The sequence below is a fragment of the Nocardia sp. NPDC055321 genome (assembly GCF_053645575.1).
In genome coordinates this window covers 144878-170215 of record NZ_JBSHMS010000010.1, presented here as the reverse complement: position 1 = coordinate 170215, position 25338 = coordinate 144878, and the positions used below count along the sequence as shown (strand labels likewise).

Annotated in this window: 18 protein-coding genes; 11 read left to right on the top strand and 7 right to left on the bottom strand. The window is 70.8% G+C overall.

Features of this window, described 5'->3' with window-relative positions; genetic code table 11:
* Positions 1-86: 86 nt before the first annotated feature.
* Positions 87-824 carry a hypothetical protein gene (locus tag ACWIGI_RS18100; protein ID WP_454203543.1) on the bottom strand — a complete coding sequence of 246 codons (738 nt, stop codon included), beginning with the start codon at positions 822-824 and terminating at the stop codon, positions 87-89.
* A 213-nt stretch (positions 825-1037) separates the two neighbouring features.
* On the opposite strand from ACWIGI_RS18100, the gene ACWIGI_RS18095 reads away from it, so the two are divergent.
* On the top strand, positions 1038-1529 hold the full coding sequence (locus tag ACWIGI_RS18095; protein ID WP_454203542.1) for a Dps family protein: 492 nt from the start codon (positions 1038-1040) through the stop codon (positions 1527-1529).
* Positions 1530-1708: 179 nt separating this feature from the next.
* Here the strand turns inward: ACWIGI_RS18095 and ACWIGI_RS18090 are convergent, their stop codons facing one another.
* On the bottom strand, positions 1709-4021 hold the full coding sequence (locus tag ACWIGI_RS18090) for an arylsulfatase (RefSeq protein WP_454203541.1): 2313 nt from the start codon (positions 4019-4021) through the stop codon (positions 1709-1711).
* Positions 4022-4301: 280 nt separating this feature from the next.
* Between ACWIGI_RS18090 and ACWIGI_RS18085 the strand changes: the two genes are divergently transcribed.
* The 5 genes from ACWIGI_RS18085 (at position 4302) to ACWIGI_RS18065 (ending at position 10745) form a co-directional block, all read left to right on the top strand.
* Positions 4302-5891 carry an ABC transporter substrate-binding protein gene (locus tag ACWIGI_RS18085; RefSeq protein WP_454203540.1) on the top strand — a complete coding sequence of 530 codons (1590 nt, stop codon included), beginning with the start codon at positions 4302-4304 and terminating at the stop codon, positions 5889-5891.
* On the top strand, positions 5888-6847 hold the full coding sequence (locus ACWIGI_RS18080) for an ABC transporter permease (protein WP_454203539.1): 960 nt from the start codon (positions 5888-5890) through the stop codon (positions 6845-6847). Before ACWIGI_RS18085 ends, ACWIGI_RS18080 begins: the two co-directional genes overlap by 4 nt.
* Positions 6844-7755, top strand: a complete 912-nt coding sequence (locus ACWIGI_RS18075) for an ABC transporter permease (RefSeq protein WP_454203538.1) — start codon at positions 6844-6846, stop codon at positions 7753-7755. Before ACWIGI_RS18080 ends, ACWIGI_RS18075 begins: the two co-directional genes overlap by 4 nt.
* On the top strand, positions 7752-9560 hold the full coding sequence (locus tag ACWIGI_RS18070) for a dipeptide ABC transporter ATP-binding protein (RefSeq protein WP_454203537.1): 1809 nt from the start codon (positions 7752-7754) through the stop codon (positions 9558-9560). The genes ACWIGI_RS18075 and ACWIGI_RS18070 overlap by 4 nt, the downstream gene beginning before the upstream one ends.
* A gap of 402 nt (positions 9561-9962) precedes the next feature.
* A complete protein-coding gene (locus ACWIGI_RS18065; protein WP_454203536.1) occupies positions 9963-10745 on the top strand; it encodes a helix-turn-helix domain-containing protein in 783 nt (260 codons plus the stop codon).
* Between the two features lie 68 nt (positions 10746-10813).
* Here the strand turns inward: ACWIGI_RS18065 and ACWIGI_RS18060 are convergent, their stop codons facing one another.
* Positions 10814-12562 carry an NTP transferase domain-containing protein gene (locus ACWIGI_RS18060; RefSeq protein ID WP_454203535.1) on the bottom strand — a complete coding sequence of 583 codons (1749 nt, stop codon included), beginning with the start codon at positions 12560-12562 and terminating at the stop codon, positions 10814-10816.
* A gap of 352 nt (positions 12563-12914) precedes the next feature.
* Here ACWIGI_RS18060 and ACWIGI_RS18055 point away from each other — a divergent pair, with 352 nt between their 5' ends.
* Positions 12915-13748 (top strand): helix-turn-helix transcriptional regulator, encoded by an 834-nt coding sequence (locus tag ACWIGI_RS18055; RefSeq protein ID WP_454203534.1) that lies wholly within the window; start codon positions 12915-12917, stop codon positions 13746-13748.
* A gap of 35 nt (positions 13749-13783) precedes the next feature.
* On the opposite strand, the gene ACWIGI_RS18050 is transcribed toward ACWIGI_RS18055, so the two are convergent.
* Positions 13784-14659 carry an alpha/beta fold hydrolase gene (locus ACWIGI_RS18050; protein ID WP_454203533.1) on the bottom strand — a complete coding sequence of 292 codons (876 nt, stop codon included), beginning with the start codon at positions 14657-14659 and terminating at the stop codon, positions 13784-13786.
* Positions 14660-14882: 223 nt separating this feature from the next.
* On the opposite strand from ACWIGI_RS18050, the gene ACWIGI_RS18045 reads away from it, so the two are divergent.
* Positions 14883-15329 (top strand): hypothetical protein, encoded by a 447-nt coding sequence (locus tag ACWIGI_RS18045; RefSeq protein WP_454203532.1) that lies wholly within the window; start codon positions 14883-14885, stop codon positions 15327-15329.
* A 77-nt stretch (positions 15330-15406) separates the two neighbouring features.
* On the top strand, positions 15407-15655 hold the full coding sequence (locus ACWIGI_RS18040) for a WhiB family transcriptional regulator (RefSeq protein ID WP_454203531.1): 249 nt from the start codon (positions 15407-15409) through the stop codon (positions 15653-15655).
* 58 nt (positions 15656-15713) lie between these two features.
* Here ACWIGI_RS18040 and ACWIGI_RS18035 read toward each other — a convergent pair whose 3' ends face one another.
* The 3 genes from ACWIGI_RS18035 to ACWIGI_RS18025 form a co-directional block, all read right to left on the bottom strand.
* A complete protein-coding gene (locus ACWIGI_RS18035) occupies positions 15714-16463 on the bottom strand; it encodes a VOC family protein (protein ID WP_454203530.1) in 750 nt (249 codons plus the stop codon).
* A gap of 81 nt (positions 16464-16544) precedes the next feature.
* Positions 16545-16871, bottom strand: coding sequence for an MGMT family protein (locus tag ACWIGI_RS18030; RefSeq protein ID WP_454203529.1), 327 nt, complete (start codon positions 16869-16871; stop codon positions 16545-16547).
* 9 nt (positions 16872-16880) lie between these two features.
* A complete protein-coding gene (locus ACWIGI_RS18025; protein WP_454203528.1) occupies positions 16881-17681 on the bottom strand; it encodes an alpha/beta fold hydrolase in 801 nt (266 codons plus the stop codon).
* Positions 17682-17766: 85 nt separating this feature from the next.
* On the opposite strand from ACWIGI_RS18025, the gene ACWIGI_RS18020 reads away from it, so the two are divergent.
* Positions 17767-21441 carry an ATP-dependent helicase gene (locus tag ACWIGI_RS18020; RefSeq protein WP_454203527.1) on the top strand — a complete coding sequence of 1225 codons (3675 nt, stop codon included), beginning with the start codon at positions 17767-17769 and terminating at the stop codon, positions 21439-21441.
* Positions 21438-25235 (top strand): ATP-dependent helicase, encoded by a 3798-nt coding sequence (locus tag ACWIGI_RS18015; RefSeq protein WP_454203526.1) that lies wholly within the window; start codon positions 21438-21440, stop codon positions 25233-25235. Before ACWIGI_RS18020 ends, ACWIGI_RS18015 begins: the two co-directional genes overlap by 4 nt.
* Positions 25236-25338 lie beyond the last annotated feature (103 nt).

Here is a 25338-nt window from a genome sequence, read left to right as displayed (position 1 = left end):
CCCATTCCATCCGGTCGGGACACGCGGTCGCGGCGCGCGGCGCGGGGAGGTGCTCCGTCGCCGCCCGCGCCGCCGGTGTGCGCGGTTCAGGCCGCGGGCGTGGTGTCCCTGGGCCGCTTGAACCAGGCCGAGGCGTTGCGCCCGGACAGCAGGATCACCAGGGCCACTCCGACGATGAAGCCCAGCGGTCCGGGCGGTGACTGGCTCGCCGCCCCGCCGAGTCCCATGAACGCGGTGATGACCGCGAAGACGATCGAGGTCACCCGCAGTCCGTTGCCGCCCGAACCGTAGGCGAACGCCAGGCCGGCCAGCACGATGGGGGCGAAGAAGCCGCCGACCGCCGCACCCGCGAGGTAGGCGTTGCCCAGGGTCGTCGCCGCGACGATCACCGCGATGCCCAATCCGCCGAACAGGAAGGCGATCACCCGCGCCGCCTTCACCGCCGAGGGCATGACCGTAACCGGCGTGTACGGCCCATAGGGGTTGTAGCCGTGCGGATTCGGGGGATAGTCGTAGCCCGCGTCCCCGCCCGCCGGGAACGGCGGCATGGGGTCGTAGCCGCCGGCGGGCGGTGGTGGGTAGGCGCCCTGCGTCGGTGTCGAGCTCGCGGCCGGGGCGTTGCCCAGCGCCGGAAACGGTGTCGTCGGTGGGTAATTCGGGGTCTGCTCGCTCGCGGGCGGCGGTGCCGCGGCCGCCGGGGCCGGTTGTCCCCACACCGCGGGCAGTTCGGCCGTGCCGTGCGGTGAGCGCCTGCCCGGCGCGTGATCGGCTGTCGCGCCCGCGTTCGTATGCTCGCCGTCGCGCGGGTCTTTCCCCAGTTCCACCGGTACATCCTCTGCAGTTGTGCGCCCGGCCTCCGTCCCGCCGGGTACTTCGCTCCGCACGCTAGCAGTGGTCCCCGACACAGCGGCGCGGTCTGGATCACACATCCTTCAGAAGGTGACCGAAGTCGTGGGACGAATCGGTGGCGTCCCGGCCCATCACGGGCTAGATTGGAGTCATTCCAGAAAACGACCATCGTTCAGAAGGAGTGCGATATGACCACCACACTGTCCCGGACCCCGATCACCAGCCCGCTGGGTAAGGCCGAGCAGAAGGCGGTCGGCCTGGCCCTGCAGTCGGCGCTGACCGATCTCATCGATCTGTCGCTGCTGGCCAAGCAGGCGCACTGGAACGTGGTCGGGCGCGACTTCAAGACCGTGCACCTGCACCTCGACGAGGTCGTCGACAGCGCCCGCGAGTTCTCCGACGCCGTCGCCGAACGCGCTGCGGCCCTGGGTATTTCCCCCGACGGCCGCACCGCCACGGTGACCGAGGCCAAGGGACTGCCGCAGCTGCCCGCGGGCTACCTGCGCACGCACGAAGCGGTATCGGCCATCGTCGAGGTACTCGACAAGCTGACCCAGCGCCTGCGCGGCCACATCGCCGCCACCGAGACCGCCGACCCGGTGACCCAGGACCTGTTCATCTCCATCACGGCCAAGATCGAGGAGCATCGCTGGATGTTCCAGGCCCAGCTCGCGGACTGACCGGCGGCCGGGCGGGAGCACAGCCCACTCCCGCCCGGCGGAACCCCGCACGGCGCGGAACCGGAAATTACGGAACGCGACCGGACCTCGGCCGGATCCGATTCGACAGCGAAACACCCGCCGGACACATGTGTCCGGCGGGTGTTCGTCTGTCCGGCTGAGCTTTTCGGCGCCGGTCGCTACTCGGCGATCAACTCGGCCTCCGAGTCCAGGGCCTGCTGGGTCTCCTCCGGTACACCGACCGCGCCCGGCAGGTAGGTGATCGAGCGCAGCGCGCCCGTGTAGCGGAAGACACCGCGGCGTTCGCGCAGCTCCCAGGAGACCGGGCCGCGGGCATCGAGCCCGACGGTGATGCCCGTCCACGGGGCCATCCCGACCAACTGCACCTGATCCGGCAGCACGGCCGCCTGCACCCCGTCGATCCCGAGGGAGAAGTCCCAGCGCAGGTGCGGCCGAACCGTCGCCGACACGGTCAGGTGGCGGCTGCCCGCCGGGATGGGACCGGCGTCCACGGTGTGCTCGCGGCCGTAGGCGTTGTAGGTGAACGTCAGGCGATCGTTCTCCACGTAGAGCACGTAGCCGCCGAGCGGATCGCCGTGCGAGACCAGCACGCCCTCGTCACCCGGTTCGAAGCCGGCGAGTTCGGCGGCGATGGTGAAGTCCCGGTACGCGATCAGGCGCTGCGAGCGGTACCGCTCGAGCGTCGCGGTGCCGGGCAGAATGCGGACCCGCTCGGTGAGCCTGGCCTCCTCGGGCCGCCGGCGCGCCAGATCCTGACGGGTGAGCAGCGGGAACACCGTGTTGTTCCACGCGGCCTCGTCCCAGGCGGCGGCCAGCTCGGCCACCTTCTCCGGGAACCGCTCGGACAGATCGTGCAGCTCGGTGGGATCGGTGCGGACGTCGAAGAGTTGCCAGCGCGGATCGTCGATGCCGCGCGCGGGCTCCAGCAGCGCCAGCAGTTTCCAGCCGTCCCGGTAGAAGCCGCGATGCCCGGTCATCTCCGAGTACTGCTCCACGTGCCGGGACACCGCGCCCGGATCGCGCAGCACATCCACCGCGGAGACGCCGTCGAAATCCTTGGCGGGCAAGCCGTTACGCACCGACGGCCGTTCTAGTCCGGCCAGCTCCAGCAGCGTGGGAGCCAGGTCGGTGACGTAGGTGTATTCCTGGCGCACCCCCGCGTCACCCGCGGTGCGCGGCAGGCCCTTGGGCCAGGACAGCACGAACGGCACCCGCACGCCGCCCGCGAACGTCTGCCCCTTGTAGAAGCGGAACGGGGTGTTGGACGCCTGCCCCCAGCCGCGCGGATAGTGCACGCCCAGCCGGGCCGTGCCGATGAGTTCGTCGTCGTGCGGCACGTCGCGTTCCCAGTCGGGCTCGTCCACCTGGGCGAACTGCGCGAAGTAGGTGCGGGTGCCCTCCGGGCCGCCCTCGGCGGTGCCGCCGTTGTCGGAGGTGAAGACGATGATCGTGTTGTCCAGCTCGCCGAACTGCTCGAGGGTGTCCACGATGCGCCCCAGGCTCTGGTCGATGCTGTCGACCATGCCCGCGTACACCTCCATGTACCGCTCGAAACGCGACTGCTGCTCCGGGGTCAGCGAATCCCACTCCTGCGCTTCGTATCCCGGTTCGGTGTTGCGCGGCTTCTGCTGTGTCCCGGGCGGGAACAGGCCCTGGGCGAGCTGCTCGGCGAATCGGCTCTGCCGCAGGCGATCCCAGCCCTCCTTGTATCTGCCCCGGTACTTGGCCTGATCCGCGGGCTTGGCCTGCAACGGCCCGTGCATGGCGGTGTGCGCGAAGTAGAGGAAGAACGGCTTGTCGGCGTCGTGCGCGCGCAGATCCTTGAGATAGCCGATGGCGCGATCGGTGTAATCGTCGGTCAGGTAGTAGTCCTCGGGGAATTCCTCGACCTCGACCGCCGAGCTGTCCGAGATCAGCTGATTCGGATGGTAGAAGGAGTTCAGGCCCTCCAGAGACCCGTAGTACCTGTCGAATCCGCGCTGGGTCGGCCAGGAATCGCGATGCGAGCCCGGATGCAGCGTGGCATCACGCACCAGATGCCACTTTCCGACCGCGTAGGTGGCATATCCGTTGGCGCGCAGGATCTCCGGCAGCGTGAGCACGTCGTCGGCGAGTTCCAGGCGCAGTCCCGGATATCCCGGATCGGCGTTGGCGACGAAACCGAAGCCCGCGCGATGGGAATTCACTCCGGTCAGCAGCGCCGCCCGGGACGGCGAGCACAGCGGGGTGGTGTGAAAGTTGGTGAGCCGCAGGCCCGTGGCGGCCAGGCGGTCCAGGGTGGGGGTCTCGATCTCCGAGCCGAAGGGCCCGATATCGCTGAAGCCCATATCGTCGACCAGGACCACGATGATGTTGGGCGCGCCGGCGGGGGCGGCGGGCGGGTAGACCCATTCGGGCGTCGACTCGGCGGTGGTGCGGCCGATCTCGCCGGCGAAGTTCTCATAGCCACGGGCATGCGGGGGAACAGGCATCCGCCCAGCAAAGTTCCGGGCACCGCCGCTCGCCAGGGTTTCATTCGTGCTGCGCGCAACCGGTGATCGCGTGCGGACCCGCTGTTAGCGTCGCCGCCATGCACATCGGCCACCCCCGCGCGCCCCGCACCGGATCGCTCCGGTCCCCGCGGGCACAGGGCTGTCCGCACTGTGCCTGACGCGCCGGCCCCGCGCGTAATTCTCCGTTTTCTCAAGTCCCCCAGGTGTGTTCAGCGCACCCCGCCGCCTGTCCAGCGGCTCATATCTCGAGGATCTTCAGATGAATACGTCCCCCCGTGGACTGGATCGCCGTCATTTCCTGCGTAACTCCGGCATCGCCGCGCTCGCCATCTTCGGCGGCGGCGCGCTGGCGGCCTGCACCTCGGCCGTGAACCAGAGCAAAGGTGGCGGCGACGACAACGCGGAGCCCGTGCGCGGCGGCACGCTGAAGTACGGCGTGCAGTTCGACCTGATCCCCTCGAACCTGCTCACCAACACCGGCACCACCCCGGCCGTGGTCGGCCTGGTCTACGAATCGCTGGTGCGCTACCCGCACGACAAGCTGGAGCCGCAGCCGCTGCTGGCGGAGAAGTGGGCGCTGGCCCCGGACGGTAAGTCCATCACCCTGGACCTGCGCAAGGACGTGAAGTTCCACAGCGGCCGCGGCTTCACCGCCAAGGACGTGGAGTTCGCGCTGCGCACCTACGCCGATCCCAAGTGGACCGCGCAGCTCAAGAGCACCGCCGCCGCCATCACCGGCTTCGACATCATCGACCCGTACCGGATCACGCTGAACTTCGCCCATCCGCTGGGCAACATCTTCGACCTGCTCGACACCGTGCCCATCCTGGACAGCGAGAGCATCGACCAGGTCGCCACCGGCGAGAAGCTCGTCGGCACCGGCCCGTTCCGCTTCGTCTCGCGAATCCCCAATCAGCAGTTGGTGTTCGAGCGCAACCCCGACTACCGCGTCCCGGAGCGGCCGTACCTGGACCGGGTCGAGTTCACCGTCATCGCCGACAACCAGGCGCAGCTCAACGCGCTCAAGTCCGGGCAGATCCACTTCGCGGACGCCATCAGCTACCGCGACAACGAGACCCTGGCCAAGAACGACGAATTCAAGGTCATCGCCTACGAGGGCGCCGAACTGCAGCTGTACGTGGGCGCGAACGTCTCCGACCCCGCCCTCGCCGATGTGAAGCTGCGCCAGGTGATCGCCTACGCGCTCGATCGCGAGCGCATCATCGCCGAGGTCTACCGCGGCGCGGGCTACCCGCTGAACGTGCCGTGGCCCACGGGATCCCCGGCCTTCGACGCCGGGCGCAACACGCGCTATGCGCGAGACGTGGCCAAGGCGAAGCAGATTCTGTCCGGCCTGCCCAAGCCGCCGAAGCTGCCGCTGACCTTCGTCGCGGGCATCGCCGCGTACGAGGCCGCCGCGCAGATCGTGCAGGCCAACCTCGCCGAGGTCGGTGTCGAGGTCGAGTTGCTGCCGATCGACAACGCCACCTTCGTCAAACAGCTGATCGGCGCGCAGTTCCCGGGCCTGTGGATCACCGATCACTCCTGGGCGCAGTTCGTGCCCTCCACGCTCACCGTCAGCGCCTACCCCTTCAACGCCCGCAAGAACGCCTCGCGTTTCGAGTCCCCGGCCTACACCGCCGCGGCCGACGCGGCCTGGAAGCTGCCGCAGGGCACCGGCCCCGAGGCCACCAAGGCGTACCAGGCACTGAGCGATCAGCTGCTGGAGGCGCTGTTCCTCATCGAGATCGGCGTCCACCACCCGCAGGGCACCAGCACCCGGAAACTGCACGCGGTCAACTGGACCAAGCGCCGCGAGCTCGATCTGCGCGAGACCTTCCTCGCATGACCGGGTATCTGCTGCGCCGCGTGCCGTCGGCGGTGGCGGTGCTCTTCGGCGCGTCGGTGCTGATCTTCCTGCTGCTGCGCCTGGTCCCCGGAGATCCGGCCACCACGCTGGCCGGGCCCGACGCCGATCCGGAGTCCATCGAGGCCATCCGCCGCCAGCTCGGGCTCGACAAATCCATTCCGGCGCAATACCTGACCTGGGTGAGCGATGTGCTCACCGGCGATCTCGGCCGCTCCTACATCATCGGCGGGCAGATCGCCGATCTGGTCGGGCGCGGGCTCACCAACACCCTGGTGCTCACCGCGTTCGCCCTGCTGCTGGCGGTCACCATCTCGCTGGCCGTCAGCGTCGCCTCGGTGCTGTGGGATCGCAAGTGGCTCAACGCCCTCGTCGCCGCGGCCAACACGGTCGCGGTGGCGGTGCCGGTCTTCGTCACCGGCGTGCTCCTGGTGCTGGTGTTCGCGGTCGCCATCCCGATCCTGCCCGCCGGCGGCGTACCCCCGGACGGGTTCATCGCCCACCCCGACATCGCCGTGCAGTACCTGCTGCTGCCCGGAATCTGCCTGGCGCTGCCGGTGACCGCGGCCCTGACCCGATTCCTCACCGAGTCGCTGCGCACCGAACTGCGCAAGCCCTACGTGCTGACCGCACGGGCCCTGGGCATCTCGCATCGCGAGATCGTCACCCGCGGCGCGCTGCGCAACGCCCTGCCCACCATGCTGACCGTGCTCGGCATCCAGACCGGGCAGCTGCTGGGCGGCGCGGTGCTGGTGGAGGCCGCCTTCGCCTGGCCCGGTATCGGCCAGCTCATCGAACAGGGCATCAATCGCCGCGACTACCCGGTGGTGCAGGCGCTGCTGCTGTTCTCTGTGGCGGTCTTCGTGGCCATTCAGCTCACCACCGACATCGTGCACGCCTACCTCGACCCCCGCATCCGCATCGGAGGCCGATCGTGACCGGACCGTCTCTCACGAAAATCGCCGCGCCGGAACCCGATTCGGGCGACCTCGATCCCGCGACCGGCACCGCCGATCGCCGGCCGGATGCGGCGCGCCCGCTGCTGCGGGCCCTGCGCAGGGGGCAGGGCCTGGCCGGGGTGCTGCTGGTCGGCGTCATCGCCCTCGCCGGTCTCGCGGCCGGGCTGCTCACGAACTACGGCCCGCTGGAACAGATTCCGGGCGCGAACCTGGTCGGGCCCAGCTCCGAACACTGGTTCGGCACCGACAACCTCAACCGCGACATCTTCACCCGGGTGCTGTACGGCATCCGCATCGATCTGATCATCGCCCTGGTCGCGGTGCCGATCGGCGCGGTCATCGGGGCGCTCGCGGGCCTGCTGGCCAGCGTGAACACGGTCGCGGATGTCATCACCCAGCGCGTCTTCGACCTGATACTGGCCTTCCCGGCGCTCATCTTCGCCATCGCGCTGGCCGCGGTCACCGGACCCGGCGCGCACGCGGTGATCATCGTCATCGTGGCCGCCGAGATCCCCATCTTCGGCAGGCAGATCCGCACCGCCATCCTGGCCGTGCGCGAGCAGCCCTACGTCGAGGCGTCCGAGGTGATCGGCGCGAGCACCTGGTGGACGCTGCGCAAACACGTGCTGCCCAACGTGATCGAGCCCGTCTCGGTGCAGCTGGCGCTGTCGCTGTCGATCGCGGTCTTCATCGAGGGGGCCATGAGCTTCATCGGCATCGGCGTCCGCCCGCCCGAGCCCTCGCTGGGCTCGCTCATCTCCGCGTCCATCGACAATCTCGACGCCAATCCGGCGTTCGCGGTCGGCCCGCTCGTCGTGGTCTCCGGCCTGACCCTCGGATTCCTGTTGATCGCCCAGGCATTGGGCCGCGCCCGGAGGATCGGATGAGCGACAACGAACAACGTCCCACCGCGAACACGCTGCTCGAGATCCGCGATCTCGCCGTGCGGTTCGGCGAGCGCGTGGTCGTGGACCGGGTGCATGTGCACGTGGACCGCGGCGAAACCGTCGCGCTGGTCGGCGAATCCGGCTCCGGCAAGTCCCTGACCGCGCGGGCGGTGCTCGGGCTGCTGCCCGAGGGCGCCCGGGCGACCGGCTCGATCCGGCTGGGCGACACCGAGATCATCGGCACGCCCGACTCGGAGCTGCGCGCGCTGCGCGGCACCCGGGCCGCGATGGTGTTCCAGGAACCGCAGACCGCGCTGAACCCGGTGCAGAAGATCGGCACCCAGATCGCCCAGGCGCTGCGCGCGCACGCCGCGGGCGCGGCCGGCGGGCGATCGATCGGCAAGGCGGAAGCCAGGACCCGCGCGATCGAGCTGCTCGCCCTGGTCGACATCCCCGAGCCGGACAAGCGCGTGGACTGGTATCCGCACCAGCTCTCCGGCGGTCAGAAGCAGCGCGTGGTCATCGCGCTGGCGCTGTCCGGGGAACCGGACCTGCTCATCGCCGACGAACCCACCACCGCCCTGGACGTGACCGTGCAGGCCGAGATCCTGGATCTGCTGCGGGCTTTGCAGCGCCGCACCGGTACCGCGATCCTGTTCATCACGCACAATCTGGGCGTGGTCGCGGCCATCGCCGATCGCGTGGTCGTCATGCGTGCCGGGCAGGTCGTCGAAACCCGGGACGTGCACGAGCTTTTCGCGAATCCGCGCGAGGAGTACACCCGTACCCTGCTCGCGGCGGTGCCCGCGCTGCCGGAGCGGGCAGCGGCGGTCGAGCCGGGCGAACCGGTAGCCGATCCGGTCGCGGCGACCGGTGCCGTATCGCCGATCGCGATCGGGCCGGCGCGATCGCCCGCGCCGCCGGCGGACACCGTCGCCGTGCCCGCGGACGCCCGCGACTCGGCCGAGCGGGCCGAACCCGTGCTGCGCGTCGCCGATCTCACCGTCGTCTATCGCCGCGGCCGCAAGCGTTTCCGGGCGCTGGACGGGGTCTCGCTCACGGTGGCGCCCCGCGAGGTGATCGGGCTGGTCGGCGAATCCGGTTCCGGCAAGAGCACTCTCGGCCGCACCGCGCTGGGACTGGTGCCCGCGACGGCGGGGGAGGTGGTGCTGCAGGGTGTTTCGCTGACCGGCCGCTCCGCCCGCGAGTTGCGCGGGCTGCGCAAGAACGTCGCGCTGGTGCACCAGGACGTGACCGCGTCGCTGGATCCGCGCCGCACACTGGAGGATTCCATCGGCGAACCCCTGCTCGTGCACCGCGCCGCCTCCGGCGCGCTGCTGCGCGCGCGAGTGGGTGATCTGCTGGATTCGGTACGCCTGCCCCGCGATTACGCCACCCGCCGCCCGGGCGAGCTTTCGGGCGGGCAGCGCCAGCGCGTCGCCCTGGCGCGGGCGCTGGCCCTGGCGCCGCGCCTGCTCATCGCCGACGAGCCGACCAGCGCCCTCGATGTGTCGGTGCAGGCGCAGGTGCTGGACCTGTTCGCCGATCTGCGGGCCGAATACGGCTTCGCCTGCCTGTTCATCAGCCACGACCTGGCGGTGGTCAATCAGATCGCGGACCGCGTGGTGGTGCTGCGCCGGGGCGGCATCGTCGAGACCGGACCGGTCGAGCAGGTGTTTCGCCGGCCCGGTGCGGAGTACACCCGCGAACTCCTGGCGGCGGTGCCGGCGGCGACGCCGCGCCCGCGTTCGTCCGGCCCGCAGGACGCGCCTGCCGCCGCCGCGCCATTCGCGATCGGAGCCTGAGCGCTACGCCGTTCTTTCGCGTAGTCACGCTGTTGGGAAGGGCCGCCCGGCCCTTTTCCAATACAGACCAAATGGTTTCATTAGGCCATTCACGGATAACCGCGTCGAGCCCCCAATAGTGGGGGACGAGGGGCCCGGCGTGTTCGCGCGGCAGCACGCAATGGTCGTCCACGACACCGGAATACGCGTCCGATGGGCGGAAATTCCAGCGCGGCACGATGATCGGGCGGACGCGTTCGCACACCGATACCGGCGGGGGCGCTCGGTGATACAGATTGGGCAACTCGCGTGTGCGCGATTCGGTCCGGAACTGTGGAAACATCCCCTTTCAGGGTGAATTCCGGCGGGGCCCGCTTCAACGGGGAGGTGCGGTGATTGCCGGCGGCTGATGAAGGAGGATCGGTGGTCGCCAATATGACATGCGGACGTGATTACGACGCCCTGGAAGCCCCCACGCTCGGGAATCTGCTCCGCAAATTGCGTGATGATCGGGGAGTGTCGCGGGAGCGACTGGCCTTCAACGCCGGTGTGAGCGCCAGCTACATAACGCATTTGGAGAAGGGCGATCGCGGAAATCCGACCCGCGAGGTCGTCCAGGCGCTCACCAGGTATCTGGATCGCCTGGAGCCACTGTCGGACTCGGACCGGCGCCAGCTCACCGATCTGGCCGGGCTGCCCGCCGGTGAGTTCCCGACCGTCGAGCAGCTGCGCGCCGCCCTCACCCCGGACCTGCACCGCATCCTCACCGGGCATCGGCCGGGTCCGGCGGCGTTCATGGACAGCCGCACCAACGTCATCGCCTGGAACGAGGGATGGGCCGAGGCGTTTCCGGGGCTCGTCGACGACGGCAACATGCTGCACTGGTTCTTCAACAACGAACTGGCCACCCGGGTCATGGTGAACTGGGAGGCCGACGCCCGGCTGGTGGTGCGCTGGCTGCGCGGATTGATCGGCCGCTCGGGCAATGTCGCCGGATTCAGCGATCTCATCCGCGACCTCGGCGCGTATCCGAAGTTCCGCCAGGTCTGGGCCGAGGGCGGGGTGGCCTTCGCCCCGCACGTCTGGTCGCTGCACCTGCGCAACCCGGTCACCGGCGTGCGCCGCCGGCTGTACGCCCAGACCGGCCGCCTGGACAGCGGCGCCTACCCGGGCCACCTGCTCGCCGTACTCGGACTGCCGGGCTGAGCCCCGAACCGGCCACCGTCACCCGAATCAGCGGGACGGTGGCCCCGTGTCGAACGCGGCCGAATCCGTCAGCGGGGCAGCGGAATGAACTCCACCGCTTGCCCGTCCACGGCGTCGGCGGGCACCACCGCGAGCGCGTCCCGGCCGAGCAGATTGGCCAGGTGCGCGGTGCGCAGGCGCACGTCACCGATCAGCTCACCGGCGGGTCCCAGCCGGACGGGCACGATACGCGGTGCGGGCCCGGCTATTTCGGCGGCGTTCGCCAGCGGCGCGGAGAACGCGGGCGCGGGCGTGGCGCCGGTCAGCCCGTCCCGCAGCGCCGAGATCAGCCCCAGCAGCGTGGACACCGCGGCGTAGGGGTTGCCCGGCAGGCCGAGAACGGCCGGGCCGGTGTCGAGTTGGGCCACCACGGTGGATCCGCCGGGGCGCAGCCGCAGCCGGTTCACCAGCACGCGCGCCCGGGCCCGGTCCAGCGCGGCCCGCAGCTGGTCGGCCGCGCCGCCGCCGGTCGCGCCCACGATGACCAGCAGGTCGCAGTCGACCGCCGCGTCGAAGACCTCGTCGAAGGCATTGGCGGTGTCGCGCAGATGAACTCGGTCCACGACGGTGACACCGGAGGCGGCGAGCAGATCGGGCAGCACCGGGCCGATGGAGTCGCGGGTCTGCCCGGCGTGCAGCGGGCCCTCGCTGCGAATCTCGTCCCCGGTCATGACGATTCGCGCCCGTACCGGTCCGCGCACGGCGACCGTGTGCACTTCGGCGCTGGCGGCCACCGAGATCAGCGCGGTGGTGACCGGCGCGCCCGCGGGCGCGACCTCGTCGCCGGGCTGCCATTCCTCGCCGCGATAGCGCACGTCGTCGCGAATCGGGGTGTCCGGCAGGCGATGCAGCAGCCCGTCCGGGCCCAGGGTGACGAATTCGTCGCGCACCACCGAACCGGTTCCGTCCGGAACGTGCGCGCCGGTGGCGATGCGCACCGCTTCGCCGTCCAGCAGGCCCACCGGACGCTGCCCGCCCGCGAAACCGATATCGCGGCGCACCTGCCAGGGGCCCGCACCGCTGACCGCGTACCCGTCCATGGCGGAGACGTCGAATCGGGGCAGCGCGCCGGCGGCGGGCATCGGCGCGGCCAGCGCCGCGCCCTTGGCCGTGCGAATCACGGCGTCGCGCACCGGCAGCCGGGAGATGTTCCGGCGCAGGGTGTCCCGCGCCTCGTCCAGGGTCAGTGGGGTCGCGGCGCGGCCCGCGGCCGCCCGGGCCTGCTGGACGTCGTCGGGGGTGTCGCAATCCTCGATGCCGGACAGCTGGACCGTGACGGTGTCGACCGGCACCAGCGCCTTCATCGGCCGGTTGACCGGCGATTCGAGCTCGCGCAGTGCCGCCAGCAGCGCGGCGCGCCGCCACACGCCGACCAGGTATTGCGGGCGCCCCGCGGCGTCGGCCGCGAAGACCGCGTCGCTACCGGATTCCCTTGCGTGCAGCAGGAGTTCGTCGACCGCGGCCGCTGTGAGAAATGGCATGTCCGCGGCGAGCACGACGATCGATCCGGCCGGGAATTCGCACCCGGCCAGGGCGCCGATCCCGGCCGCGACGGCCGCCACCGGACCGGCTCCGGCGGGCACCTCCTGGGTCTGCAGAATCTCCGGCGCGAGTTCGGGACGATGCGGTCCCACCACCACGACGCGGGTGCACGCCGTGACCGCTCGCAGGGCCGCATCCAGCATGGATCGGCCGCCGACCACGATAGCCGGCTTGTCGACACCGCCCATCCGGCTGGCCCGGCCGCCGGCGAGCACGATGGCGTCGACGGTCGTCACGAGGGGCCGCCGGGGGTGGGGATGATCATGGTTGAAGATGGTAGTTGCCGGTCGATTCCGGACCGCGATCCCGGCCTGCGCCGCGCCCGATTCTCTCGCTTGCTAAGCAATTGCTCATCTCTTCATCGTTATGCGAAGTGCTGCGACACATAGTAGAAATGATCATGTTTTGAACTTCTGCACAATCGCATATGGCAGTATCCGAGGCCAGAGCTGACGGCGTTCCTGGCGATTCGTCACAGTTCACGACAGGCGTTACAGCGGGTCCCGCTGTCCGGAACCGGGTGGTTACCGGATCGATGAAGGTTGGTTTGCTGAATGTTTGTGGAGAGGGAACGGCGTGGTGTTGAGCGTGAAACCGCCTAGAGACTTCGAAGAGCTGAAACCCCCGACCTTCGGTCTGCTGCTGCGAAAGCTGCGCGACGCACGGGGGGTATCGCGCGAAAGACTCGCGTTCAACGCCGGGGTCAGCGCCAGCTACATCAGCCATTTGGAGAAGGGCGATCGCGGCCATCCCACCCGCGAGGTCGTGGACGCGCTCGTCCGCTATCTGGACCGAATAGAGCAGCTCTCCGCGGTCGAACGCCGGCATCTGCTCGATCTCGCCGGTCTGGGCGTGAGCGAATTCCCCACGGTGCAACAACTGCGCGCGGAAATCACCGACGACATGCGCCGCGCACTCGATCTGCACGAACCCAATCTCGCCGCGTACGTCGATACCCGATGGAATGTGCTGGCCTGCAACGCCAGTTACTCCCGTGCGTTCCCCGGACTGGAACAGGATGTCAATATCCTGCGCTGGCTGCTGGGAAACGAGCGCGCCCGCGAAGTGATGCTGGAGTGGGAGGACGAGGTCAGACTCACCGTGCACTGGCTGCGCGGACTCATCGCCAGCTCCGGTGACACCGCGTGGTCGGTGGATTTCCTGGCCGAACTCGGCCGCTTCGGCCTGTTCCGCGAGATGTGGGACGAGGGTATCGCCGCCTACGGCAGGCCCCGGGCGATCATGCATCTGAACGACGCTGCGACCGGCCGTTGCCGGGCCATCGCGGTGCAGTTGTTCAGCGTCTTCTCCGCGGCCTATCCGACCCAGATCCAAATCTTCCTCGGCATTCCGACCTGGTGCTCGGACACCGGCGAAATACTCGACCCCGGCCACGTGCGGAGTCTGTCGCAAGAGGATTGACGCGGCGCGCGCCGTGGCCGGGTGGTCCGGTGCGCCTACTGCGCGATATTCATGCCGTCCGCGCCGCGAGCGGTGAACCACGGATTGGCCCGCGGTCTCATGGGCGGCTGCTCGGCCTGTGCCCGCTGGACCAGCCGAATCAGCAACGGCGCCACCACTTCCGGATGGGTCCACACCGCGCCGTGTCCCGCGCCCGGAATGGTGACCACGCCGTCGGCGCCGGTCAGGCCGGCGGCGAGCAGTTCCGACTTCTGCGCGGTGCTGGTGCCGTCGTGGCTGCCGCGCACGACCAGGGCGGGCGCGCCGATCTCGTCGAGCCGGTGCAGCACCGAACGGCGCTGCATCAGGCAGTCCGCGGCCGGCGCGATCGCCCGCCGGTCCGCGGCGTACCAGCGGCTGGTCCAGGCCCGCCACTGGCGCGGATCGGAGCCGCCGATCAGCTGCGGCGCCAACTCCGCGACCAGCGGGGCCATCGGCTCTGTGCCGCACCAGCGTTCGAAGAAGGTGCGGTAGAAGGCGAGCTCGGCCGGCGTGCAGGCATCGCCCTCGGTCGACATCAGCGCGAGCCCGCGCACCCGCTCCGGCGCCAGCAGCGCCGCGCGCATCGCGATGAATCCGCCCTGACTCATTCCGCCGATTACCGCTCTGCGGATTTCCAGTTCATCGAGAACGGCGAGGACGTCGGCGGCCATATCCCAATAGGTGAAGGGTTCGCCCTCGGGTGTCTGGGTACGCCCATGGCATCGGGCGTCAACGGTCACGAGATTGATTCCGGCCGCTGCCAGAGGTTCGCGCATGGGTTCGAACATCGTTTCGTCCATGAGAAAACCGTGGGTGAGCAGAAGCGCCGGACCCGGGATGTTGCTGGCAACGAAATGAACTGTGGCTGAACCTGATCGCACATAAGGCATGGTCAGACCGTAAAGGCAGGAAGTGTTCCGGGCCTAATGTTTGCCCGCTCGGTGCCAGGCACCCTTCAGTACTCTTCCCGACCGGTACCAACACTGGCCAGTGTCAGTACTGCTAGGGGTTTGCCCCAGATGCCGCCAAAACTGGACAACATCGGCGTGCGGCCATTTAAATCAGGCCGTGGCGCTTTTGGGACAAGCGCCAATTCCAAGGGAGGAAATCACAATGTTCGACGTCACCACCGCTGCTCGCCATAACGACTTCCACGTCGATAAGGGGGCCGGACTGCGCGATTCGCTCGAGGGTTTGCTCCTGCACGACGGCACCGGATTGGACGCCCGAATGCGCCATGCGATCACCGCGGTCGTACACCTCGCGGTCGATACGCCGCTGGGCCCGCCGGAGGACGCCGACGAGTTTCTCGGGCGCCTCGACGCCGGCTGGCTCTTCGCCGCCTGGAACGAGTGCGACAGCGAGCTCTCGATGCTCAACACCCTGTCCGGCGGCGACGTGCCCGCGCTGTCCTGGTGCGAGCTCATGTTCACCACGGCGCTCGCGCCCTGGTCATCGGCCCCGGCGGCGGTGCACGCGCGGCGCATCTTCCTCAGCGGCGAACAGGCACGTTTGACGGCGGTCGGCGGTGGGGATTGCTCCATGATGGGCCGCATCTGATTTCGCTTCGGCACCTGGCGGAAAAACTATCGAAGAGGGTGGACGTCGTGAAAATGCTCTTTACCAATTTCGACGCAATGTTCGAATCGATCTCGCGCCCGCAGGAATTGGAGCCCGCGTCCTGGCATCAGCAGGCGCTGTGCACACAAACCGATCCGGAGGCCTTCTTTCCGGACAAAGGCGGATCCACCCGGGAAGCCAAACGGGTGTGCTCGGCCTGCGAGGTGCGGCGCGAATGCCTGGATTACGCGCTCGCCCACGATCAGCGTTTCGGTATCTGGGGCGGGCTCTCCCCGCGCGAGCGCCGTCGCTACAGCGCCGCCTGACCGAATATTCGCGCGCGAGCGGGATATGCGCCGGCGCATCGCCGCACCGGCGCGGTGATCATTCCGAAGCGGCTGGGAGCAAGCAGAATTCGTTGGTCTCCGGATCGGCCAGGATGGTGACCGGCGCCGCGGCGGGCGGGACGAGCCGGGTGCTCGGACTGATCGGGAGCGCACCCGCGGCCCGCAGGCGGGCGGCCTCTTCGACGGGGTCATCGGAGGGGAAAGCGATGAGATCCAGATGAAGACGGCTGCGTTCACCCTGCGCCTCGGGCGTGCGCAGGAACTCCAGCCACGGGCCCTGGCCGGTAGCCGAACGGATTCCGGCGTAGCGATCACTGTCGTGGGTGACGGGCCACCCGGCCGCCGCCGACCAGAACTCGGCGAGCCGCAGCGGATTCTCGGTATCGACGACGATCGCCGCCACCGAACCGGTGTCCACGTAGTGCTCGCGCGGCTCGAGGACACAGAACTCGTTGCCCTCGGGATCGGCGAGCACCACCCACGGCACCGCGCCCTGGCCGATGTCGAGCCGGCGGGCGCCGAGCGAGAGCGCCCTATCCACCTGTACGCGTTGATGATCGAGCGATCGGCTGGCCAGATCCAGATGGATGCGATTCTTCGCCGACTTGGCCTGCTGGGCCGGTAGGAACGTCAGGGCCACGTCCAGGCCGTCCGGGTCGGGCGCGGCGACATCGACCGAATCCGGCCGCTCCACCGTGACCTCCCAACTGAGCAGTTCGGCCCAGAAGCGGGCCACGCTTCGGGGCTCCATCGCATCGAACACCACGCACGCCAGCCGGGTGGACATGCTTCAACGGTAGCCGTCGTCGGGAACTCCGTGTGGCGGGTTCTGCGTATCCGCGGCCGGGCAGCGGCCCCGCGCCGCGCCTCAGTCGAGTGGATTCGCCCCGGTCACAGGCGGTTCGAAGACGTGACGCGCCCGGCGCAAGTCGACGCGGTCATCGAGCATCGGGCAGCCCTCGGCCGCGAGTTCGCGCAACTGCCTATGCGCCAAATGCGGTGCGGGCGTGCCATTTGCGCGCAGAATGCGATGCCACGGCAGATCGGCGGAATCGGTGCGCATGATCCAGCCGACCGTGCGCGGGGTGGACAGTCCGGCCGCGGCCGCGATATCGCCGTAGGTGGCGACCCGGCCGGGCGGAACGGCCGCGACGAGGGCGCGCACCCGTTCGATGTCGGCGTCGGAGGTGGGCATGTCCCGACTCTAGGCGGGCGGACCGGCTAGAGCCGCCCGGACCAGCGCCGCGGTCTGCTCGGGGCGGGCCTGCGCCACCATGTGGTCGCAGTCGAACTCGAGCATCGTGAGCCGCTCGCCCAGGTGCTCGCGCAGCGCCGCGCCGAACTCCGGGGTCACGAAGGGCGGGTGCACCTTCGTCGCCCGCACCACCGTGGTCGGCACGTGCGCGGGCGGCAGCACGAAGTCCCGGGCCAGTTGGCCCCAGTACGAGATGATCGCGGGCATGGTCAGCCGCCAGCCCACCCGGCCCGCGCCGGTGGGCACCAGGTGCTCGGCCAGTTCCGCGTCGAGCACCCGCGGGTCCAGTTCGCCCCACGCGGTCTCCAGCTTGTCGAAGCGGGCCTGCTCGGCATCGGCGTAGTCGGGGTTCTCCAGCACGGACTCCGCGATCCGCAGCAGGAAATCCGGATCCAGGGCGATCGCCGGGTCCAGCAGCACCAGCGCGCGCACCAGCTCGGGATGCCGATGTGCCAGGTGCACGCCCACCGCCGCGCCGAACGAATGCCCGAGCACGACCACCGGCCCCTCGGACTCGGCGGCCAGCAGCCGCGCCAGATCCGCGACGATCGTCTCGAAATCCCACGGCGGCGTACCGGGCGAGCGCCCGTGCCCGCGCAGGTCGGGCGCGAGGAACCGCACCTCGGGCAGCTGTTCGCGCGCGAGCGCCGCCCAGCGCCGTCCGTGGCCGGTCAAACCGTGCAGGGCGAGCACGACCGGACCCGTCGCGGGGCCGAAACGATGCGTATGAAGATCGAGCACGCCGACCATTCTGCCCGTCGAACCACGGCCGTCGGCGCGGCCAACTCATGGCAAACGCAACCTGTCGGGGCGGTCTGTTGAAATAGCCTGCGTGATGCGATCGGATAGCTCGGTGCAATTGGTGCGCCGGGCCGAGGCAGTCTCCCATCCCCGGGAGTGGGACGCCGCTATCCGCCCGCTGTTCGAGAGCGCCGGAATCGACCCCGGCTGGCGGCCCTGGCAGGTCCTGGGCGGACCCGGCACGGGCAAGACCTCGCTGCTGGTCGACATCGCCGCCGAACGCATTCTGAGCGGGACGAATCCCGAGTCGGTGCTGGTGCTCACCTACTCCAAGCGCGCGGCCACCGCGGTGCGCAACGCCATCACCGTGCGGGTGGCCGGCGCGGATCCGGCGCTGGGCGGGGTGCCCGGTGCGACCCGCGGCCCCCTGGTGCGCACCGTGCACTCCTACGCCTTCGCGCTGCTGCGCACGGTCGCCGCCCAGCACAACAATCCGCCGCCGCGCCTGCTCACCGGTTCCGAGCAGGACATGGTCATTCGCGAGATGCTGCGCGGTGAACTCGCCGACGGCGCCGAGCAGTGGCCGGAGCGGCTGCATCCGGCGCTGCCCGCCGCCGGATTCGCTGAACAGTTGCGCGACCTCATGCTCCGCGCCACCGAACGCGGCCTCGGACCCGAGGATCTGATCGAACTCGGCCGGACCCACAGGCACGCGGAATGGGTCGCCGCGGGCCGGTTCTTCGAACGATTCGAGCAGATCATGATGCTGCGCTGGGCGGTGGGCATGGACGTGCCCGAGGCCAGCGCACCCGCGCTGGACGCCGCCGAACTCGTCGGCGCGGCGCTGGACGCCCTGGCCGCGGATCCGGAGTTGCTGAACGCCGAACGCGCCCGCCTGCACTGCCTGCTCGTCGACGACGCCCAGCACCTGGATCCCCTTGCCGCCCAACTGGTTCGCGCCATCGGCTCGGGCGCGGCCGGCACCGTCGTCGCCGCCGACCCGGACCAGGCGGTGTTCACCTTCCGCGGCGCGGACCCGCGCTTCGCCCTCGATCCCGGCGCACCCGCCGAACGCCGAATCATCCTGCGCCGCAACCACCGTTCGGCCACCGCGATCCAGGACGTGACGGCCCGGATCGCCGCGCGCCTGCCCGGGGCCGCCGCCCACCGCGCCGTCCCCGATCACCTGGGGGGCGCCGGAGCCGGCGCCCGATTCATCGATGACGTCCGGACCCGGGGCGACGGCGCGGACGGCATGCTCGACCTCGAGTTCCCGGAGTTCGCGCCTTCGGCCGCCGAGCCCGACATCGACCGGGCGGCAACGCCTTCGGGTGAGGTCAAGGTGCAGGTGCTCACCACGCCCGCCAAGGAGGCCGCGCTCATCGCCGACCACCTGCGGCGCGCGCACCTCACCCACGCGGTGCCGTGGTCGCGCATGGCCGTCGTCGTGCGCTCGGTACCGCTGTCGCTGGCCCCGCTGCGGCGCGCGCTGCTGGCCGCGGGCGTCCCGGTCCGCCAGCCGCCCGCCGAAGTGCCCCTGGCCCGCCGCCACGGCGCGGCCTGGGCACTGCTCGCACTGCGCGCCATCGCCGCCGGCGACCCGACCGGGCCGCAGAATCCGCACCCGATCGCCTTCACCGCGGACGACGCCCTGGACCTGCTCGCCGGACCCCTGGGCGGCGCGGATCAGATCAGCCTGCGCCGCCTTCGCCGCGGCATCCGCCGCACGGTGCTGGAACTCGGGTACCCCGAGCGCGTGCCCGGGGCGGTGGACGAGCAGTCGCCTGCTCGGAGCGACAACGCTGTCCCGGAACATGATTCGGGAGAGACAGCGGTCGATCCGGCTGCGGCGGAACCCGGAGCGGACCTTCCCGCCGCGGCATTCGACGCCGACGCCGCGGGTGCGGCGGCGGAGCGGGGCGGCCCGGCTGCCGCACCCGGCACGCGGGTGAGTCCCGGCGCGACCGACTCGGACGAGATCGTGGATCGCTACGCGGATCTGGATCGTTCGTCCGCGGAGATCCTGCGAGATCTATTGGTGGGGAAGGGAAGCCAGGCCATCGCGGCCCGGCTCACCCCGGTCGAGGCCGCACCCCTCAACCGGGTGCTCAAAGCGCTCGGGCGGGCCCGCAAGGCGCGGCGGGACGGCGGCGGGCTCGAGGGCACGCTGTGGGGGCTGTGGAGTGGCTCGACGCTCGAACGCCGGTGGGTGGGGCAGTCCGAGCGCGGGGGAGCGGTCGGGATGCAGGCCGACCGCGACCTGGACGCCGTCGTCGGGCTCTTCGAGGCGGCCGCCGCGTACGTGGACCGGCTGCCGCGCGCGACCATCGAGGGTTTCGTGGAATACCTGGAGCAGCAGGAGATTCCGCAGGACAACGCCCCGCACACCGATCCCGGCGAAGCGGTGACCATCTGCAGCGCGCACGCGGCCGCGGGCCGGGAGTGGGACACCGTCGCGGTGGCCGCGGTGCAGGAGGGCATCTGGCCCAACCTGCGCCCGCGCGGCACCCTGCTCGGCGTCGAGGACATGGTGGATCTGCTTGCCGGCGTGGGCGATACCGGCGAGAAGGTGAGCCGCGCCGCCCCGATGCTCGCCGAGGAACGGCGCCTGCTGCTCGTCGCGTGCGGGCGGGCGCGGCGCTCGCTCCTGGTGACCGCCGTCGAATCGGTCACCGGCGACCAGGATCTGGTGCCCTCGCGCTTCCTGGCCGAACTCGACGCCGACGCCGACACCGGGCAGCCCGGCCGGATCCCGTCCGCCATCGATCCCGGGCGCGCCCTGGCCATGCACACCCTCATCGCCGAATTGCGCGGCGCCGCCTGCGATCCCGAGACCACCCGGGATCGCCGCGACCGCGCCGCCCATCAGCTCGCCCGGCTGGCGCAGGCCGGGGTGCGCGGCGCGCACCCCGACGACTGGTACGGCACCGCCGAGGTGTCCACCGACAATCCGCTCTGGGATCTGGTGGACGGGTCCATCGCGCTCTCGCCCTCCACCGTGGAACAGCTGAAGACCTGCCCGCTGCGCTGGGCGCTCGAGCGGCACGGCGGCGGTGACGGCGACAACCAGCACGCGCTCAAGGGCAACCTCGTGCACACGCTGGTGCAGGCGCTGGCCGGGCAGGTCACCGAGGCCCAGGTCAAGATCGCGCTCGCCAAGGCCTGGAAGAAGGTCGACCCCGCCGCCGCCCGCGACGGCGAGAACTGGCACTCGCGCGCGGAATACCGGCGCACCGAGACCATGGTCGACACCTTCCTGGCCTGGCTGCGCAACACCCGCGACGAACTCACCACCCTCGGCGTCGAGGTCCCGATCGACATCACCCTGCCCGCCCGCGGCCCCGGCGAACTCCCGGTCCGGGTCAGCGGCCGCATGGACCGGCTGGAACGAGACACGCAGGGCCGCTTCGTCATCGTCGACGTCAAGACCGGCAAGACCCCGATCTCCAAACAGGCCGCCGAGGAGCACGCCCAGCTGGCCACCTACCAGGTGGCCGCAGCGGGCGGCGCGCTCGGCGACGGCGAACCCGGCGGCGCGCGACTGGTGTACGTCGCCAAACCCAGCGCCCGCGACGGCTCGGCCACCGAACGCGAACAGCCCGCCCTCGACGCCGAGGGCGTGGACGCCTGGCGCGGGGTCATCCACGACGCGGCCGCCTCCTCCAAGGGCCCCAGCTATCTGGCCATGCGCAACGACGGCTGCCGCCACTGCAAGGTGGCGGGCAGCTGCCCGGTACAGGACACCGGGCGGCAGGTGACCGACGAGTGAGCGTCACTCCTCGTCAACTAGCGGACGCCCTGGGCCTGCCCCCACCCACCGACGAACAGGCCGCGGTCATCGCCGCCGCACCCGGCCCGACACTGGTGGTGGCGGGCGCGGGGGCCGGCAAGACCGAGACCATGGCCGCCCGCGTGGTGTGGATGGTCGCCAACGGGCTGGTCGAACCCGAACAGGTGCTGGGCCTGACCTTCACCCGAAAAGCCGCACAGCAGTTGACCACTCGCATTCGCACCCGCCTGGCCCGCCTGGCGGGTGCGCCCGTGCTGCGCGACATCGACCCCGGCGGGAGCCTGCGCGCCCTGCTCGGCGGATCCGAACCCGAGATCAGCACCTACCACTCCTACGCGGGCCGCCTGCTCACCGAATACGGTCTGCTGCTGCCGGTGGAACCTACCGCCACCCTGCTCACCCAGACCCAGCTCTGGCAGCTGGCCTACCGCGTGGTCTCCACCTGGGACGGCGATCTCGACACCGATCGCAGCCCCGTGTCGGTCACCGAAGCCGTCCTCGCGCTCTCCGGCCAGCTCGCCGAACACCTGGTGGAACCGCACCAATTGGCCACCGCCCACAAGGAACTCGAACACCTCGTCCACACCCTGCCGCCCGGCCCCCGCCAGCGCGGCGGCCCCAGCAAGTCCCTGCTCGCCCTGCTGGACACCCAGCACGAACGCATCGCCCTGCTGCCCCTGGTGGCCCGCCTCGCCGACGAACTCCGCCGCCGCGGCGCCCTCGACTTCGGCGCGCAGATGTCCCTCGCCGCCCGCCTGGCCGCCCTGCACCCCGAGGTGTCCGCCGCCGAACGCACCCGCTTCCGCCTCGTCCTGCTCGACGAGTACCAGGACACCGGCCACTCCCAGCGGATCCTGCTCTCCTCGCTGTTCGGCGCACCGCACGCAACGTCCGACTCCGATGGCGTTGCGCAACAATCGAACACCCGATCGTCGGATACCGCCCCGATCGCCAATGTGCGGCCGGGCAGTCGGCCGGGACGGCGGCGCGCCGACCGCGACGACGAGTCTGGGGAGCCCGTCGATCCCGGTTCGAATCACGTTCAGCCGCTGGCGGTTACGGCGGTGGGTGACCCCATGCAGTCCATCTACGGCTGGCGTGGGGCGTCGGCGGCGAACCTGCCGCGCTTCGCGACCGACTTCCCCGTGGAGCCGGGGGTGCCCGCGCCGATCCTGCCGCTGCTGACCAGCTGGCGTAACCCGCCCGAAGCGCTGGATCTGGCGAACCTGGTGGCGGATCCGCTGCGGCGCAAGGCCGTCGAGGGCGGCGGCGTCACCGTGGACGCGCTGCGGCCGCGACCCGGCGCGGCGGCCGGGCTGGTCGCGGCCGCGCTGACCGAAACCGTTGCGCAGGAACGGGAATGGCTGGCCGAGCGGATCAAGGGGGAGTGGGTCGCGGCGGCCGACGCCGGGGATCCGCCGCCCACCTCCGCGGTGCTGGTGCGACGCAACGCCGACGCCGCGCCGCTGGCGGAAGCGCTGCGGGCGCAGGGATTACCGGTCGAGATCGTCGGGCTCGGCGGGCTGCTGCACACCCCCGAGGTCGCCGATATCGTCGCGACGCTGCGGCTCATCGCCGACCCCGCCGCGGGCAGCGCCGCGGTGCGCATTCTCACCGGCGCCCGCTGGCGGATCGGCGTCGCCGACATCGCCGCGCTCTCGCGGCGTGCGCGCGAGCTGTCCATCCGGCGGCCGGGCGGCCCCGCCGCCGAGATCACCGACACCGCGACCCTGGACGAGGCCCTGCGCGAAGTCGCGCCCGAACCCGCCGAACGCGCCGGACTCGGCGACGCGATCGCCGATCCCGGTGACGAGCAACAGTATTCACCGCAGGGGTTCGCGCGGATCACCGCGCTCGGCGCGGAGTTGGGGGCGCTCCGCGAACGCACCGGGCAGCCGCTGTCCGAACTCGTCGCCGATGTGGAGCGCACCATCGGCGTCGGCGTGGAAACCCAGGCCCGCAAGGCCGTCGCCGCCGCGGGCCGCGAACACCTGGACGCCTTCGCCGACGTGGTCGCGGGCTACTCCGCCGACTTCCGCTCCTCGCTCACCGGCCTCCTGGACTTCCTCGCCGCCGCCGAAGAGGTCGAGAACGGTTTGGAGCCGGGCGAAGTCGAGGTCGCGCACGACCGCGTCCAGGTGCTCACCGTGCACGCCGCCAAGGGCCTGGAATGGGAGGTGGTCGCCGTCCCGCACATCGTGGAGGGCACCTTCCCCTCGGGCACCGGCACCACCACCTGGATGGGCGCGCTGGCCGAACTCCCCACCGCGCTGCGCGGCGACCGGCAGTCCCGGGACGCGGGCGACGGCGTCCCCGTCCTCGAACTCACCGACATTTACGACCGCTCGGACCTCGAACGCGCCCTCGACGCGCACAAGAAGGCCCTGGCCCGCCGCCGGCTGGACGAGGACCGCCGCCTGTTCTACGTCGCGCTCACCCGCACCGAACGCGCGCTGTTCGTCTCCGCGCACCACTGGGGCGAGACCGGCTCGAAACCCAAGGGCCCCTCGGACTTCCTGCTCGAACTCGTACGCGGCGCCGACGCCGCCGAGGGCGCTCCCACAGGTCCCGTGCTGATCGACCGCTGGGACGACCCGCCGCTGCCCGACACCGCGAACCCGTTCACCGACAACCCGCAGAGCGCCTCCTGGCCCCGCGATCCGCTCGGCCCACGCCGGGAGTCGGTGGAACACGGTGCGGCCATGGTGAAGTCGGCGCTCACCGCCCTGCACCAGCGGGCGCGCCCCGAACAGATCGCCTTCGACTTCGGCGCGACCGACGCCGACGACGACCTCGAATCCGACGGCGCGGCAGCAGATTCCGAACCCGACGACACCGACCCCGAAGGCTGGGGCGCCGACGTCGACGCCCTCATCGCCGAACATCACGCCGCCGAACAATCGATCCGCGAAGTGGAACTGCCCGGCCAGCTCGCCGCCACCGCCCTGGTCGATCTGCGCGGTGACCCCGCCGCGCTCGCCGCCCGCCTGCGCCGTCCGCTGCCGTATCCGCCCAGCCCGTACACCCGGCGCGGCACCGCCTTCCACGCCTGGCTGCAGCGCTGGTTCGGCGCGGGCCGCCTGCTCGCCTTCGACGAACTCCCCGGCGCGGCCGACACCGGCGACACCGACGCCGGACTGCTGCGCCTGCAGGAGGCGTTCCTGGCCTCGGCCTGGGCCGACCGCAACGCCGTCGAAGTGGAGATCTCGTTCGAGACCTCGTTGGCGGGCACCGTGATTCGTGGCCGCATGGACGCGGTCTTCCGCAATCCCGACGGCACCTGGGTGGTCGTGGACTGGAAGACCGGCGGCGAGCCCACCGCGGCCGAGGAACGCGCGGTCGCCATTCAGCTCGCGGTCTACCGGCTGGCCTGGGCGCGCCTGGAAGCCGCCCGCACCGGCGCCTCGGAAGCCGACATGCTCGCCCGCACCAGCGCCGCCTTCCACTACGTCCGCACCGGCCGCACCATCGCCCCCGACGAGCTGCCCGGCCCCGCCGAACTCGCGGCCCTCATCACCGACGCCGCACCCGAACGGCTCGACGCCGCGGCCGCGCTGGCCGCCGAACGCGCGGAACTCGCCGCCGTGCGCGCCGCGGCCGCCGACCGCCGCGCCCGGGCCGAACTGCCGCCCGAACCCGAACTTCCCGACGACGAGGAGCCGCGCGACTGGGACGACACCCCGCCGCCGCCCGTCGACCAGGAACCGTTCCCCTTCGACTTCGAGCCCCCGCCCGACCCGGAGTCGCTGCCCCCCGATCCCACTCGGTCCTAGTGCCGCAAGCGGTTTCGGCCCGCCGGATCGCCGCCGTGCGCGTTCCGTGCCGTGGTTTCGGACCCGCCCGATCGTGACCGCGCCCGACCCCGGCTCTCGGCAC